This window comes from Streptomyces tateyamensis (assembly GCF_003205575.1).
Lineage (GTDB): Bacteria > Actinomycetota > Actinomycetes > Streptomycetales > Streptomycetaceae > Kitasatospora > Kitasatospora tateyamensis.
The window spans coordinates 25,867-41,614 of sequence record NZ_PYBW01000135.1 but is presented as its reverse complement, the minus strand read 5'-3'; the positions used below and the strand labels follow the sequence as shown (position 1 = coordinate 41,614).

The 15,748-nt window shown below is 74.1% G+C and carries 11 protein-coding genes; 5 read left to right on the top strand and 6 right to left on the bottom strand.

Going from position 1 to position 15,748, the window contains the following annotated elements; genetic code table 11:
* Nucleotides 1–403: alpha-ketoglutarate-dependent dioxygenase AlkB (locus C7C46_RS36895; RefSeq protein WP_245985126.1), on the top strand; the 403-nt coding region annotated here is incomplete at its 5' end.
* A 6-nt stretch (nt 404–409) separates the two neighbouring features.
* Here the strand turns inward: C7C46_RS36895 and lysA are convergent.
* The 3 genes from lysA to C7C46_RS29070 all read right to left on the bottom strand — a co-directional run bounded on the left by lysA (nt 410) and on the right by C7C46_RS29070 (nt 3,742).
* The gene (lysA, locus tag C7C46_RS29080) at nt 410–1,693 is read right to left on the bottom strand and encodes a diaminopimelate decarboxylase (RefSeq protein WP_110672908.1); all 1,284 of its coding nucleotides are present in this window, start codon (nt 1,691–1,693) and stop codon (nt 410–412) included.
* 256 nt (nt 1,694–1,949) lie between these two features.
* Entirely contained in the window at nt 1,950–2,978 is a 1,029-nt protein-coding gene (locus C7C46_RS29075; RefSeq protein ID WP_245985123.1) for a lysophospholipid acyltransferase family protein, read from the bottom strand.
* Nucleotides 2,975–3,742: a GNAT family N-acetyltransferase gene (locus C7C46_RS29070; RefSeq protein ID WP_110672907.1), complete on the bottom strand. Its 768-nt coding sequence runs from the start codon at nt 3,740–3,742 to the stop codon at nt 2,975–2,977. Before C7C46_RS29070 ends, C7C46_RS29075 begins: the two co-directional genes overlap by 4 nt.
* Before the next feature lie 212 nt (nt 3,743–3,954).
* On the opposite strand from C7C46_RS29070, the gene mptB reads away from it, so the two are divergent.
* Together mptB and C7C46_RS29060 are read left to right on the top strand one after the other, a co-directional pair.
* Entirely contained in the window at nt 3,955–5,355 is a 1,401-nt protein-coding gene (gene mptB, locus C7C46_RS29065) for a polyprenol phosphomannose-dependent alpha 1,6 mannosyltransferase MptB (protein ID WP_110672906.1), read from the top strand.
* Complete coding sequence (locus C7C46_RS29060) at nt 5,352–6,620, top strand: glycosyltransferase family 87 protein (protein WP_110672905.1); 1,269 nt, start codon at nt 5,352–5,354, stop codon at nt 6,618–6,620. The genes mptB and C7C46_RS29060 overlap by 4 nt, the downstream gene beginning before the upstream one ends.
* On the opposite strand, the gene C7C46_RS29055 is transcribed toward C7C46_RS29060, so the two are convergent.
* The 3 genes from C7C46_RS29055 to C7C46_RS29040 form a co-directional block, all read right to left on the bottom strand.
* A complete protein-coding gene (locus C7C46_RS29055; protein ID WP_110672904.1) occupies nt 6,592–8,811 on the bottom strand; it encodes an NADP-dependent isocitrate dehydrogenase in 2,220 nt (739 codons plus the stop codon). The genes C7C46_RS29060 and C7C46_RS29055 overlap by 29 nt on opposite strands.
* A 205-nt stretch (nt 8,812–9,016) precedes the next feature.
* Entirely contained in the window at nt 9,017–10,138 is a 1,122-nt protein-coding gene (locus tag C7C46_RS29050; protein ID WP_110672903.1) for a TerD family protein, read from the bottom strand.
* 405 nt (nt 10,139–10,543) lie between these two features.
* Nucleotides 10,544–11,140 carry an HAD family hydrolase gene (locus tag C7C46_RS29040; protein ID WP_110672901.1) on the bottom strand — a complete coding sequence of 199 codons (597 nt, stop codon included), beginning with the start codon at nt 11,138–11,140 and terminating at the stop codon, nt 10,544–10,546.
* A 372-nt stretch (nt 11,141–11,512) separates the two neighbouring features.
* Here C7C46_RS29040 and C7C46_RS29035 point away from each other — a divergent pair, with 372 nt between their 5' ends.
* Both C7C46_RS29035 and C7C46_RS36890 read left to right on the top strand, forming a co-directional pair.
* A complete protein-coding gene (locus C7C46_RS29035) occupies nt 11,513–14,155 on the top strand; it encodes an AfsR/SARP family transcriptional regulator (RefSeq protein WP_245985129.1) in 2,643 nt (880 codons plus the stop codon).
* 526 nt (nt 14,156–14,681) lie between these two features.
* Nucleotides 14,682–15,748: glycoside hydrolase family 11 protein (locus C7C46_RS36890; RefSeq protein ID WP_110672912.1), on the top strand; the 1,067-nt coding region annotated here is incomplete at its 3' end.

Sequence of the window (15,748 nt, the reverse complement as noted above, 5' to 3'; positions counted from 1 at the left end):
CGCCTCCTACGGGGCCGGGCAGCCGCTGCCGCACCCGCTGCTGAGCGAGGCCCGGGAGGTGCTCAGCGCGCACTACCGGGGCGAGTTGGGCGAGCCCTTCGTCTCGGCCGGCCTGTGCTACTACCGGGACGGGCGGGACAGCGTGGCCTGGCACGGCGACCGGATCGGGCGCGGCGCGGTGGCGGACACCATGGTGGCCATCGTCTCGGTCGGCGAGCCGCGCCAGCTGCTGCTGCGCCCGGCCGGCGGCGGCGGGGCGGCGGTCGGCTATCCGCTGGGGCACGGCGACCTGCTGGTGATGGGCGGGTCCTGCCAGCGCACCTTCGAGCACGCGGTGCCCAAGACCACCCGTCCGGTGGGCCCGCGGATCAGCGTGCAGTTCCGCCCGTTCGGGGTGGCCTAGACCTTCCTAGAGGCCCGTCTCCAGGGCGAGCAGGTCCTGGACGGTCTGGCGGCGGCGGATCAGCCGGGTGCTCTCGCCGTCGACCAGCACCTCGGGGATCAGCGGGCGGGAGTTGTAGGTGGAGGACATGCTCGCCCCGTAGGCGCCGGTGTCGTGGAAGACCACCAGGTCGCCGATCTCGGCCCGCGGCAGCGGGACCGGCTCGACCTCGCCGCCGGCCAGCTGGGTGAAGACATCGCCCGACTCGCACAGCGGCCCGGCCAGGACGGCGTCCCGCTCGGTGCCGCCGCGCGCGGCACCCTCGGGGGTCAGCACCGAGACCCGGTGGCTGGCCCCGTACATCGCCGGGCGCATCAGGTCGTTGAAGCCGGCGTCGACCAGCACGAAGTGGTTGCTGCCCACCGGCTTCTGCGCCCGCACCTCGCTGACCAGCACGCCCGCCCCGGCCACCAGGAAGCGGCCAGGCTCGATCTCCAGCCGGACCGGGTGGCCCAGCTCGCGCACCAGCTCCTGGCGCGCCGAGTCCCAGAGCCGGAAGTAGCGGTCGGTGTCCACCTCGGGCTGGCCCGGCGCGTACGGCACCGAGAGGCCGCCGCCCGCCGAGATCGCCCGGACGTCGCGCCCGGCGAGCCGGACCTGCTTGACCATGGTCTCGCAGACCGCCTCCAGGTGGCCGTAGTCCACCCCGGAGCCGATGTGCATGTGCAGGCCGACCAGGTCCAGCCGGTGACGGTCGATCAGGTCCAGGCTCTGCTGCAGGTGCTCGTGCCAGATGCCGTGCTTGCTCTGCTCGCCGCCGGTGTTGGTCTTGCGGCTGTGGCCGTGGCCGAAGCCGGGGTTGATCCGCAGCCAGACCGGGTGCCCGGGGCTCGCCTGGCCCAGCTGCTCCAGCATCTGCGGCGAGCCGGCGTTGACCGGCACGCCCAGCTCGACCACCCGGGCCAGGGTGGGCCGGTCCAGCAGGTCGCAGGTGAGTACCACCGGCTCGGCGGCCCCGCCGACCTGGTAGCCGGCCAGCAGCGCGCGCTCCAGCTCGCCGAGCGAGACCGCGTCCACCTGTACGCCCTGCTCGCGCATCAGACGCAGCACGTGGGTGTTGGAGCAGGCCTTCTGGGCGAACCGGATGGTGTCGAACTGCCGCAGCTTGGCGATCTGGGTGCGGATCCGCTCGGCGTCGTAGACCCAGGACGGGGTGCCGTGGGTGCGGGCGATCGCGGCCAGCCGGACGCCGTCGAGTCCGCCGGTCAGCTCGCCGGCGCCGGAGGTCGGGGCAGTCGGGGCAGTGGTCACGGTCGGTCCCTCTCGCTGGTCAGGACCGTCACGCTACGGGCGCCGCGCGGGCGGGCGAAATCCGTTCCAGCCCTCGACACGGGCCCGTTCCGGCGGGCGGCGGTCCGGTCCGGAATATGTCCGCGCCGAGCGCCGCCGGGGCAGCGAAACGTGCCCGCCGGGCCGCCGGACCGGAAGAAAATCCGGTCCGGCCCAAGCGTCCGCCAGGTGAGACGGGCCCAAGGGTCGGGGGCGCAAGCAAAGCGTCAACACTGCGTCAGGAGACCGGCCGGCGCTCGGTGGCGGCCAGGAGGCGCGCGGCACCGTCCGCGGCAGCCGGGCGGGGGAGGGGCGGGCCGCCGGCTCGGGCTCGCCCGCCGCGCGGCCGCGCCACCGCCGGCACCGCGCAGAATCCCGGGTGGGACGGGTCGGGCGCTGCTGCCCGGCCCTGGGGTCCGGCCACCGGCGGCAGCGCGGCCGCCAACTGCACCGCCGCCTGGGCGGCCCGGGCCAGCTCCCGCCGGCCGGCGTGCGGGCCCGCGGTCAGCGGCGGCGCGAAGACCGCCTCCGCCACCAACCCGCGTGCCGCCAGCACCCGGCGCAGCGAGCCGACCAGGCCGTCGTCGCCGACGAAGGCCGGTGCGGTGGTGGGCGTCCCGTCGGCCAGCCGGTAGCGCACCGCCATCGGCTGGACCTGCGCACCGCTGTCCACCGCGGCCTGGAAGAACGCCGGGCGGAACCGGCCGCCGGCCCGGCCGCACCAGGTGCTGCCCTCCGGGAAGGCCACCACCCGTTCCCCACGCGTCAGCGCCGTGCGCACCTCGGCCACTGCGCCGGGCAGCGCCCGCAGCCGCTCGCGGTCCAGGAAGACCGTGCCGGCCCGGGCGACGAGCGGCCCGAGCAGCGGCCAGCCGCCGACCTCGCTCTTGGCCAGCATCCGGCCGGGCCGGACCGCGATGACCAGCAGGATGTCCAGCCAGGAGACGTGGTTGGAGACCAGCAGGGTCCCGGCCCCGCCGGCGGCCGGCGCGCGGTCCACCGGTGCCATCCGGTGCACCCGCACCCGCACCCCGAAGCCGGCCAGCAGGGCCCGCCCGTACAGCCGGATCGCCCGCTCCCGCGGCCCGGCGGGCAGCCGGCGGACCACCGGGGCGAGCGCGACGCCGGTGAGGAGCACCGTCAGCGCCGAGACGGCGCGCAGCAGTTGGCGGGCCGGCCCGACCCGGTGGGCGGCTGCGGCCACGCAGCCCTGCGGGGTGCAGGGCGCGGTGGGCAGCCAGGGGCCGGCCTCGGCGGCGGTGGTCACGCCGAGCCCAGGAAGTGCCGCAGGTAGCGCGGGTCGGTGCGGTGCAGCGAGAGCAGCACCAGCAGGTCGGCCACCCCGAAGTCGGGGTCGTGCGCGGGCATCCCGCCGATCCAGGCGCCCAGCCGCAGGTAGCCGCGCAGCAGGGCCGGCACCGGGACCCGCCCGGTCCGCTCGACCCCGGCCGGGTCCCACCGCCGGTGCGGCGCGACCCGGTACTCGGCGGGCGCCAGGTGCTTGGCCGACACCGCGTCCCAGACCCCGGCGGCAGTGGCCCCGCCGTCGGCCAGCGGCACCGAGCAGCAGCCGGTCAGCCAGCTGTGGCCGGACTCGACCATGTAGCGGGCGATGCCGCCCCACATCAGGTTGATCACCGCGCCGTTGCCGCGGTGCTCGGCGCTGATGCAGGAGCGGCCGACCTCCACCACGTCGGAGCGCAGCCCGGCCAGGTTGGCCAGGTCGAACTCGCCGTCCGAGTAGAGGCGGCCGGCCCGCTTGGCCTGCGAGGGGCGCAGCAGCCGGTAGGTGCCGACCACCTGCTCGGTCTCCTGGTCGACCACCAGCAGGTGGTCGCAGAACTCGTCGAAGGAGTCCACGTCGAGGCCGGGCACCGGGCTGTGCAGCACGGCGCCCATCTCCTCGGCGAAGACCTGGTGGCGCAGCGCCTGGGCGGCGCGCACCTGGGTGGCGTCGGTGGCGAAGCGCAACACGTAGCGGGAGGGTGCGCCGAGCTCGAAGTCGGCGGGGCGCACGGGGGCAACGGTCATGGCGAACTCTCCGTCGAACGGTCGAGTGGGAGGCGAACGGCCTGGCATCCGGATTTCTCGCCGCCCAGCCTGGCGTGGAAGTTGCCAGCCGACGGAGTCCAGATGTGCACCCGGCGAATGCCTGGACCACGCCAGAACCCGACGCCTGCTCGTCACGCGGCGGCCAACCCCAGGACGTGCTGCCGACATGACGCCGCGCCAGCGTTCCCCGCATGCCGTACTGGGGCGTGACCGCCGATCCACGCCGCTGCCGCCTGCTCGGGCTGGCCGGCTCCGTGGTGCTGGCGGTCGGCGGCCTGGCCTCCGGGGCCGGACCGGTTGGCGCCCCCAGGCTGTTGGCCGATCTCGGCCTCTTCCTCGCCTACTTCGGCATGGTGCTGCTGATAGCCGCCTGGCTGCTGCTCGGCCTGACGCTGCGCGGCTCCGAGGCGGCCGACCGGCCCACCTCGAGCTGGCTGCGCCGCACGCTGGCCTGGTGGGCCGCGCCGCTGGTGCTGGGCCCGCCGCTGTTCAGCCGTGACGTGTACAGCTACCTCGCCCAGGGCGCGCTGGTGCGCGCCGGGGTGGACGTCTACGCGCACGGCCCGGCCGCGCTCGGCGGACCGCTGGCCGCCCAGGTGCCCGGCGTCTGGCAGCAGACCCCGGCGCCGTACGGGCCGGTCTTCCTGCTGCTGGCCCGCGCCATCGAGCGGATCACCGGCGGCGGGCTGGGCGCCGGGGTGGTCGGGCTGCGGGTGGTGGCCCTGCTGGGCATCGGCCTGCTGGCCGCGCTGCTGCCCCGGCTGGCGCGGGCCTGCGGGGTGGACCCGGCCGCCGCGCTCTGGCTCGGCGCGCTCAACCCGCTGCTGCTCTTCCACCTGGTCGCCGGGGCGCACAACGACGCGGTGCTGCTGGGGCTGCTGGTGGCGGGCCTGGTGGTCACCCGGCGCGGCTACCCGATGCTCGGCGCGGTGCTGGTCACCCTGGCGGCGCTGGTCAAACTCCCGGCTGCGATGGGCCTGTTGGCGATAGCGCTGCTCTGGCAGCACCGACTGGCCGGCCGCGGGCGGCTGCCGCGGGCGCTGCTGTGCACCGGCGCGGTCTGCGGCGCGACCACCGTGGTGGTCACCCTGGTCACCGGCACCGGCTACGGCTGGGTGCACGCGCTGGCCGTACCGGTCTCGGCCGGCAGCTGGTCGCTGACCAGCGCGCTCGGCCGGGCCTGCGGCGCGCTGCTGCCGGGCCTGGCCGACCTGGCGACCGCGGTCTGGCGCTGGGTGGGCCTGGCCGCCGCGGCCGCCGCCGTCACCGCGCTGGCCGCCCGGGTGCGTCGGCAAGGCCTGGGCGTGGTCTACGCGTTGGGGCTGGGGCTGGCGGTGGTGGTGGCGCTCGGGCCGGCCATCCGCCCCTGGTACGCGCTCTGGGGCGTGGTGCTGATCGCCGCCGCCGCACCGGAGGGGCGGGTGCGCCGCTGGGCGCCGGCGATCAGCGGCCTGCTGGCGCTCGTCGTGGTGCCGGACGGATTCATGCCCAGCCGCGAGCAGTTGGTTCTGGCGGTGGCGGGCGGCGCCCTGGCGGTGGCCGTAGTGTGCTGCCTTTGGCTGATCACCGGGCTTCGGACGGAGCAGTTTTGACCCTGCGTCAGATAGCGTCACTGGCAGTGCTGGCAGTGCTCGCGGGGGTCTTCCTCGCGGTCATCCCGGGCCACCGCGGCTGGTTCGACGTGGGTGTCTACTACGGCACGGTGCAGCACTGGACCCACGGCGGCAACATCTACGACTACCAGCGCCCGGGCACCGGTTACGGGTTCACCTACCCGCCGTTCGCGGCGCTGTGCATGCTGCCGATGGCGCTGGTCGGCTGGCACACCGCGATCGCCATCGCCACCACGCTCAACGTGCTGGCCACCGGCGCCCTGCTGTACTGGCTGGTCGACCCGATCGCCCGCCGGCAGGGCTGGAACCGCGGCTTCGCCTTCGGGCTGGCCGCCGTCGCCTTCGCGGTGCTCAACCCGGTGCGGGACACCTTCAGCTTCGGCCAGATCAACCTGCTGCTGATGGCCATGGTCTTCGCCGACTGCCGCCGGCTGAGCCGCGGCGGCCGGTTCGCCGGGGTCGGGATCGGCCTGGCCGCGGCGGTCAAGCTCACCCCGGCGGTCTTCATCGGCTACCTGGTGATCACCCGGCGCTACCGGGCCGCGCTGGTGGCCGTCGGCAGCGCGCTCGGGGCCACCCTGCTCGGGCAGGCGGTGGCCCCGGGCGCCTCGCACTTCTTCTGGCACCAGGCGCTGTGGGACACCAGCCGGGTCGGCAACCTCGGCTACATCTCCAACCAGTCGCTGCAGGGCATGCTGGCCCGGTTGGCGCCCAACTCGCCGTCCAAGGCGGTCTGGGCGGCGGCGGTGCTGCTGGTGCTGACGGTCTGGGCCCACCGGGCCCGGCGGGCCGACCGGTGCGGCGACCAGTGGACCGGCTTCGCGCTCACCGGCCTGGCCTCCTGCCTGGTCAGCCCGATCACCTGGGTGCACCACCTGGTCTGGGCGCTGCCCGCGCTGCTGGCGCTGGCCGACGGCGGGCTGAAGGCCACTCAGCCGGCGCGCCGGCGACTGCTGCTGGGCGGCTCGGCGGCCGTCTACGTGGTGCTGACCAGCGGCCTGGTCTGGCTCTGGAAGGGCCCGCCGAGCGGCCTCGGCGGCTTCCTGGGCGCCAACTCCTACCTGCTGCTGACCGTGGCGCTGCTGGTCGCGGTGCCCGTGCCGGCCGCCGTCGCGCGCCGCCGCCCGGTGGCCGGAACGGCAGCGGGCCGCCCCCGGACCGTGGTCCTGGAGCGGCCGCTGCCGCTGGTCAGCCGCGAGCTGGCCCGCGATCTGGTCAGCCGAGGGTCGCGATCGCCTCGTTGAAGGTGGCGGACGGACGCATGACGGCGGCGGCCTTGGCCGGGTCCGGCTGGTAGTAGCCGCCCAGCTCGACCGGCGCGCCCTGGACCGCGATCAGCTCGGCGACGATCGCCTCCTCCTGCTCGGTCAGGGTCTTGGCGAGCGGGGCGAAGGCCGCGGCCAGCTGCGCGTCCTCGGTCTGCTTGGCCAGCTCCTGGGCCCAGTACAGCGCCAGGTAGAAGTGGCTGCCGCGGTTGTCGATCTGGCCGACCCGGCGGGCCGGGGACTTGTCGTTCTCCAGGAAGGTGCCGGTGGCCCGGTCCAGGGTGTCGGCCAGCACCTGGGCGCGGGCGTTGCCGGTGGAGGCGGCCAGGTGCTCGAAGCTGGCGGCCAGCGCGAAGAACTCGCCCAGGCTGTCCCAGCGCAGGTAGTTCTCCTTGACCAGCTGCTGCACGTGCTTGGGGGCGGAGCCGCCGGCGCCGGTCTCGAACAGGCCGCCGCCGTTGATCAGCGGGACCACCGAGAGCATCTTGGCGCTGGTGCCCAGCTCCAGGATCGGGAACAGGTCGGTCAGGTAGTCGCGCAGCACGTTGCCGGTGACCGAGATGGTGTCCTCGCCGCGGCGGATCCGCTCCAGCGAGAAGGCGGTGGCCTCGGCCGGCGCCATGATCTCGATCTGCAGGCCCTCGGTGTCGTGCTCCGGCAGGTACTGCTTGACCTTGGCGATCAGGTTGGCGTCGTGCGCCCGGGTCTCGTCCAGCCAGAAGACGGCCGGGGAGCCGGTGGCGCGGGCCCGGGAGACGGCCAGCTTGACCCAGTCGCGGATCGGCACGTCCTTGGTCTGGCAGGCGCGGAAGATGTCGCCGGCCGAGACCGGCTGCTCCAGCACCACGGCGCCGGAGGCGTCGACCAGGCGCACGGTGCCGTCGGCGGGGATCTCGAAGGTCTTGTCGTGGCTGCCGTACTCCTCGGCGGCCTGGGCCATCAGGCCGACGTTGGGCACCGAGCCCATGGTGGCCGGGTCGAAGGCGCCGTGCGCGCGGCAGTCGTCGATGACGACCTGGTAGACGCTCGCGTAGCTGCTGTCCGGCAGCACGGCCAGGGTGTCGGCCTCCTCGCCGTCCGGGCCCCACATGTGGCCGGAGGTGCGGATCATGGCCGGCATCGAGGCGTCGACGATGACGTCGGACGGCACGTGCAGGTTGGTGATGCCCTTGTCGGAGTCGACCATGGCCAGCGCCGGGCCCTCGGCCAGCTCGGCCTCGAAGGAGGCCTTGATCTCGGCGCCCTGCGGCAGCGCGTCCAGGCCGGCCAGGATGCCGCCCAGGCCGTTGTTCGGGTTCAGGCCGGCCGCCTCCAGCGCCGGGCCGAACTGCGCGAAGGTCTTCGGGAAGAAGGCGCGGACCACGTGGCCGAAGACGATCGGGTCGGAGACCTTCATCATGGTGGCCTTGAGGTGGACCGAGAAGAGCACGCCCTCGGCCTTGGCCCGGGCCACCTGGGCGGCCAGGAACTCGCGCAGCGGGGCGACGCGCATCACCGAGGCGTCGACCACCTCGTCGGCCAGCACCGGGACCGACTCGCGCAGCACGGTGGTGCTGCCGTCGGCGGCGACCAGCTCGATCTTCAGCGCGCCGTCGGCGGTGATCACGGCCGACTTCTCGGTGTGGCGGAAGTCGTTGACGCCCATGGTGGCGACGTTGGTCTTGGAGTCGGCGCTCCAGGCACCCATCCGGTGCGGGTGGGCCTTGGCGTAGTTCTTCACCGACAGCGGGGCGCGGCGGTCCGAGTTGCCCTCGCGCAGCACCGGGTTGACCGCGCTGCCCTTGACCTTGTCGTAGCGGGCGCGGATGTCGCGCTCCTCGTCGGTCTTCGGGTCGTCCGGGTAGTCCGGCAGCGCGTAGCCCTGGGCCTGCAGCTCGGCGACGGCCGCCTTGAGCTGCGGTACCGAGGCCGAGATGTTCGGCAGCTTGATGATGTTGGCGGCCGGGGTCTTGGCCAGCTCGCCCAGTTCGGCCAGCGCGTCGGAGATCCGCTGACCCTCCTCCAGCCGCTCCGGGAAGTGCGCGATGATGCGCCCGGCCAGGGAGATGTCGCGGGTCTCCACTGCCACGCCCGCCGTCGAGGCGTACGCCTGGACCACCGGCAGGAAGGAATAGGTCGCCAGGGCCGGGGCCTCGTCGGTGTGCGTGTAGATGATGGTCGAGTCAGTCATCGGTGCTCCGCTTCGGCTACAACGTCTTGATATCAAGATATCTCGTCCCGGGGGCTCTCCGACACCCGGGCCGGTCGGTGAGTCGGGGAAGTCGTGAAAGTCCTGGCACCGGCAGGGGCCGGTCCTGGTGGACCGGCCCCTGCCGGGCGCTCGGGCGCTGTCCGCGTTCTGGGCGCGCTACGGGTGCTCCAGAACTACGGGTGATCTAGAAGAAGTCGCCGTCGTCGTCGTTGTTGTACTCGTTGTATTCGTTGTACTCGTTCACCACCACGCGCGGCTCGTCGTCGTCGAAGGCCTCGGCGAGCAGTGCGCCGCCGATCAGGCCGGCCGCGCCGGCGCCGATCAGCGCGCCGGTCCCGTAGCCCTGGTGGCCCTGCTGCGGGTAGCCCTGCGCCTGGGGGTAGCCCTGCGGGTAGCCCTGGGGCTGCGGGTACCCCTGCGGCTGGGCGTAGCCCTGCTGCTGCGGGGTGTAGAACGGCGGCGGGGTGGTCTGCACCCGCTGGGCGCAGGCCGGGCAGGACTGGATCTGCCGCGGGACGCCCCACTGCGGCGACCAGAGGACCACCGCCGAACCCGGGCCGTGGTTGGGGTCGAAGAAGCAGGTCATGGTGGGGCTCCCCGTGGGCGGGCCGGCCTGGGCGGGCGCGGCGGTGGTCGGTGCGGCGGTAGTAGGTGTCGCAGTGGTGGTGCGTGGTGCGGCGGGCGCGGCCGGGGTGGGTGCGGCGGTGGTGGGGGCCGGCGCGCCGGCCAGCCCCAGGCCGTGCTCCTGGGCGATCCCCGCCAGCCCGGTGGCGTAGCCCCGGCCGACGGCGCGGAACTTCCAGTCCGGGCCGGCGCGGTGGAGCAGGCCGAAGACCACCGCTGTCGCGCCGTCGGCGCCGTCGGTGAGCTCGAAGCGGGCCAGCTCGGCGCCCCCGACCGGGTCGGTGACCTGGACGAACGCCTCGCGCACCCGGTCGAACCGCTGGCCGTGCCGCTCCGGTTGGTAGATCGCGACCGCCAGGACGATCCGCTCGACCTCGGGCGGCAGCCGGTCCAGCTCGACCTCGATCCGCTCGCGGTCCTGGCCTGGGCCCGCCGCGCCGCCCTCGCCACCCTCCGCGATCCTGCCGAGATGGCGGACCGCGCCGTCCGGGCTGGTGCGGTTGTTGAAGAAGACGACGTACCGGTCGGAGAGGATCCGGCCGGACCGGTCGCAGAGCAGGGCGCTCGCGTCCAGGTCGTACTCCGCGTCCGCCGTCCAGCCCAGGCCGACGCGCAGCGCGCGCAGGCCCGGGGCCAGCCGGGTCAGCGAGACGGTGTCACCCTTGGTCAGGGCCACGCTCATGACCTCATCCTCCACCCCTGTCGGTGCCCTCCGATCGTCCAGAACGCAGCCGGGGCCGCTGCGGTTCCCGGGCGGGGTCAGCGCGCTGGAGGCGGGGGGCCGGGGTCGGCGGGTAACAGCTCCCAGAGCGCGTCGGGCCGCCCGGGCAGGCAGCGCCCCTGGGCCCGCCAGGCGGCGGTGAGGGCCTCGTAGATCGGCGTGGCGCCGTCCAGCAGAATCGTTTCTGCGATCAGAACCTGCCGAGTGGCGGGCCCAGTCACAGGCATGGGCATCATCACCCCCTCCCCAACGAGCGGAACCCGCCCCAGGGCACGGGGGCGTGAGGAGGGCCTGTCTCACCATCCGCGCCGGTTCCGGCCCTCCCCGAGCCGGGCGCTGATCCGACAGGGGCCGGCCAGACAGCTCCTAGGAGGCGCCGAGCAGGGTGCGCAGTGCGGCGATGCCCCGGTAGTGGTGGGCCGGCATGCCGAGGGTGCGGGCCGCCTCGACGTTGGCGGCGGTGTCGTCGACGAACAGGCAGCGGTGCAGGTCCGCGCCGGCCAGTTCGGCCGCGAGCCGGTAGACCCGGGGGTCGGGTTTCGCGGCGCCGACCCGGGCGGTGTTCAGCACCGCGTGCGGCAGCCGGTCCAGGCCCTGGCGGGCCAGGTCGGCCTCCAGCCGGGTGGTGGCGTTGGTGACCAGCACCAGGCGCAGCCGCCCGCGGACCTGCTCCAGCAGTGCGACCAACTCGGTGTCGACCCGCGGCTCGACGGCCGACCAGTCGGCGACCGCCTGGCGGGCCGGCGGTCCGTGGCGCTCGGCCAGCGCCTCGGCCACCCCCGCCCGCCACTGCTCGTCGGTCACCCGGCCGGTGATCGCGGGGAGCAACCGCTCGGGGGCGAAGGCGGTGGCGGCCAGCGTGCCGGGCGGCAGGCCGTGGCGCTGGTCCAGGTCGGCGTGGCCGGGGGTGGGCCAGTGGCGCAGCACACCGTCGAGGTCGCAGAGCAGGGCGTCGTAGGTCATGGCGGAACTCTGGCAGGCCGGCTCCGGTCACAGGCCGTCCGGACGGCTGACACCGGGCCAACTGCAGGCCACCACGGAGCCGCTGGTGGCAACGCTAGGCTGATCGTGACCGCACCACGGGACCGGGAGGGTGGTGGGTCGGACCCGGGGGGATCAACATGCGTTTCGGCGTGCTCGGCTCGCTCGCTGTCTGGGTGGACCGCGAGGAGCAGGCTGTCAACGGCCACAACATGCGCACGCTGCTGGCCGTGCTGCTGCTGGAGGCGGGCCGGCCGGTGCCGGCGGACCGGCTGAAGGCCGCGCTCTGGGGGGAGCGGCCGCCGGCCTCGGCGAACGGCCTCGCTGCACAACACGGTGGCCCGGTTGCGCACGGTGCTCGCCGACGAGGCCGGTGCGCGGCTGCGCTCCACGTCGCTCGGATACCTGCTGGACACCACGGGGGACGAGCTGGACGTCCGGCTCTTCGAGCAGGCCGCGGCCCGGGCCCGGGAGGCGCTGCTGCGCGCGGACTGGTCGGCGGTCCGGCACGAGACCGGTGCCGCGCCGGGCCTGTGGCGCGGCCTGCCGCTGGCCGAACTGCCGGAGCTGCCGCAGGCGCAGACCCTGCGTCAGCACGTGCAGGAAGCCAGGCTGCAGGCGCTGGAGTGGCGGGTCCAGGCGGAGATCCGGCTCGGGCACGCGGCCGGACTGGTGCCGGAGCTGTCGGTGCTGGTGGTCGAGCACCCGTTGCGCGAGGCGTTCCACGGTCAGCTGATGCTGGCGCTCGAGCGGTCCGGCCAGCGGGCCGAGGCCCTGGCGGTCTACCAGCGACTGCGCCGTGCGCTGGTCGACGAGCTCGGCATCGAGCCCGGCGCCGAGGTCCGGGCGATCCACCAGCAGGTGCTGCGTGCCGACCCGGACCGGTCCCGGCAGGCGGGCGGTCCCGACCCGGACCGGTCCGAATCGGCGGACCGTCCCGACCCCGCACGGAGCGGTGCGCCGGCCCAGCTTCCCGCTGATGTCGCCGATTTCACCGGCCGTCAGGAGGAGCTGCGGCAGCTGGCCGCGGCGCTGCGGCCGAGCCCGGGCAGCGGCGCCCCGCGCGTCGTGGTGGTCTCGGGCATGGGGGGCGTCGGCAAGACGGCGCTGGCCGTGCACGCGGCGCAGCAGCTGCGCGCTCAGTACCCCGACGGCCAGCTCTACCTGGACCTGCGCGGCTTCGGCGTCGGCGGCGCCCGCAAGGCGGAGGAGCTGTTGGGCGCGATGCTGACGGCGCTGCAGCCGTGCGGCCCGGCCCGGCCGGTCCCCGAGCACGGCGACGACTGCGCCGCGCTGCTGCGCTCCGTCCTCGCCGAGCGCCGGGTCCTGCTGGTGCTCGACAACGCCCGGGACGCCGACCAGGTCCTGCCGCTGCTGCCGGGCAACGGCCGCTGCGCGGTGATCGTCACCAGCCGCAACGTCCTCACCGACCTGCCGGGGGCCGCGCAACTGCCGCTGGAGCCGCTCGACGTGGAGGACCAGCGGGCCTTCCTGGCCGCGGTCTGCGGACCGGACCGGGTGCAGCTGGACCCGGACGGTGCGCTGCGCCTGCTCGCCGCCTGCGCGGGCCTGCCGCTCGCGCTGCGGATCGCCGGCGCCCGGCTCGCAGCCCGTCCGGCCTGGTCGCTGACCACCCTGGCGGAGCGGCTGGACGACGGGCAGGGGCGGCTGCACGGCCTGTCGGTCGGGCGGCTGGCGGTCCACGCCACTTTCGCCACCAGCTACCACGCCATCCGGGACAGCACTCGCCAGGTCGAGCGGGAGGCGGCCCGGGCCTTCCGGCTGCTCGGGCTGTGGCCCGGCCAGCTGCTCGGTACCGAGGCCGCCGCCGCCCTGCTGGACCGGCCGGCCCCGCAGACCGGCGACCTGCTCGAGCAGCTGGCGGACGGTCACCTGCTGCAGACCCCGGAGCCGTTGCGCTACCGCTTCCACGACCTGCTCGGCGAGTACGCGGCCCAGTGCGCCGCCGAGGAGGAACCGGCCGAGCAGTGCGCGGCCGCCCGACTGCGGCTGGTGATCTGGTACGCGGCCGCCCTGGAAGCGGCGGCTGCCACCATGACCCTGGGCATCCAGGAGCCGCCGCGCCTGGACACGGCGCCTGCGGCCGCCCTTCCGACGTTCCGCGACCCGGAGCACGCGCTGCGCTGGTGCGTGCAGGAGCTGCCCAACATCAATGAGGCGATCCGCCAGGCCGCGGACAGCGCCCGCCCGGACCTCAGCTGGCGGCTCGCCAGCTGGCTCCAGGGCTACTCGCGCAGCTACTGGTGGACCCGCGAGCTGGACGACTGCCTGGCCCTGGCGCTGCGCAGCGCCGAGCAGCACGGCGACCTGGTCGGCCAGGCCTGGATGCTCCGCCGGATCGGCACCACCCACGGCATGGCCGACCGCACCGAGCAGGCCGTCGAGGCGCTGCAGGCCTCGCTGACCCTGTTCCAGCGCCTGGGCGACGTCCGCAGCCAGGCGGCCGTCACGGGCAACCTCTCGCTCGCCCAGGTGGACCCGTGCCGGGCCCTGGACCACGCGCGGGAGGCGCTGCGGCTGCACCGGCTGACCGGCGACGAGGCGAGCGAGGCCCCGTACCAGGACGCCCTGGCCAGGGCACTGCGGCTGACCGGCGACTTCGCCGCCGCCGAACAGCACTTCCGCCGCTCGCTCGCCCTCTGGCGCCGGCACGGCGACAACCCCCGCACCGTGGCCGGCGCCCTCGCCAGCCTCGGCGCCGCGCTGCGCGGGCTGGGCCGGCGCGAGGACGCGCTGGCCGCGCTCGAGGAGTCCCTCGGGATCCGCCAGCACCTGGGGGACTTCACCGGCAGCGCCGACTGCCTGGTGCAGACCGGCTACGCCCACCTGCACTTCGGCGAGTGGGCCCAGGCGAGGTCCTGCTTCGAGCGCGCCGTCGCGCTGGGCCGCGCGCACCGCATGCCGGACATGGTCAAGGAAGCACTGGAGGGACTGGCCGAACTCGAGGACGCCCGCCGCGCGCCGCGGTCGCACTGACCGGGGCGGGTCGAAAGCCGGCTCGCCCTGCTGCGGGCGCGGTTTCGCCGGAGTCACCGAACACGCCGATCGAAACTTTCGAAATCCTTGCTGCTGAAAGTTACTTCCGCTCGCCGGCGATCGCGGGGATTCCCCAGGTATTGGCCGAATCCACTTGGCGCACAACGGCCGCCACCCGCCTGGCCAGCGCATTTCCCGGCGGGAAGCGACTAAAGGAATGGCGATACTTTCGCTCTCGCCGCCGAAAGTGTTGACAACCCGTCGAGGGCGGGCCAACACTGACGCCGTCGACAAGTCCGAATGGCCTTGGATCCGGGGCGCATTCGCGAACTTGCTTCGGATGAAGCGATGTTGATGGCCGGACGGTTCCCCCAGCCGCTGCGCGACACCGTCCGGCCCACCCATTCTTCGCGGTCATCCGTGGCGCAGGGCCTTCACCCACCCCTTCCCCCACTCATCGACAGGACGGATCACGCTCGTGAACCTTCCCCACCCCAAGAGCCGCACGGCCGGCCGCTTCCGGCGGCTGGTCAGCAAGGCCCGCTTCCTCGCGCCGGCCCTCGCGGCCGTCCTGATCCTGCCCGGCACCGCCGACGCCGCGACCATCAGTACGAGCCAGACCGGCAGCGACGGCGGATACTTCTACTCGTTCTGGACCGAGGGCACCGGTTCGGCCTCGATGTCCCTGAACGGCGGCGGCAACTACGGCACCTCCTGGAACAACGCCGGCAACTTCGTGGCCGGCAAGGGCTGGAGCACCGGGTCGCGCAACCCGGTGACGTACTCCGGCAGTTGGAGCACCAACGGCAACGCCTACCTGTCGCTCTACGGTTGGAGCACCAACCCGCTCGTCGAGTACTACATCGTCGACAACTACGGGTCCTACAAGCCCACCGGCGCGTACAAGGGCACGGTGACCAGTGACGGCGGCACCTACGACATCTACGAGACGACGCGTGTCAACGCCCCCTCGATCGAGGGCACCAAGACGTTCAACCAGTACTGGAGCGTCCGTCAGGCCAGGCGGACCGGCGGCACCATCACCGTCGCGAACCACTTCGACGCGTGGGCCCGGGCCGGAATGAACCTCGGCAGCATGAACTACGAGATCCTGGCCACCGAGGGCTACCAGAGCAGCGGCAGCTCCAACATCACGGTGGGCTCCTCGAGCGGCGGTGGCACGCCGGGGGGCGGCATCACCTCCGGCACCGCCTACACGCTCTCCGACGCGGCCGCCGGGCGCGTGCTCGACGAGCCCGCGGGACAGAACGGCAACGGCACCCCGCTCCAGGTGTGGGACGCGAGCGGCGCCTCCAACCAGCAGTGGCGGGCCAGTCAGAACAGCGACGGTTCCTACACGCTGACCAACCTCGCCAGCGGCCGGGCACTCGACCAGCCGGCCAACCAGACGGGCAACGGGACCAGGACCCAGGTGTGGGACTCCAGCGGCGGCGCCAACCAGCACTGGCGGGCCAGCCAGAACGGCGACGGTTCCTACACCCTGACCAACGTCGCCAGCGGCCGGGCCCTGGAGATCCCCGGCGGTCAGACCGCCAACGGCACTCCCGTCCAGATCTGGGACTCCAACGGCGG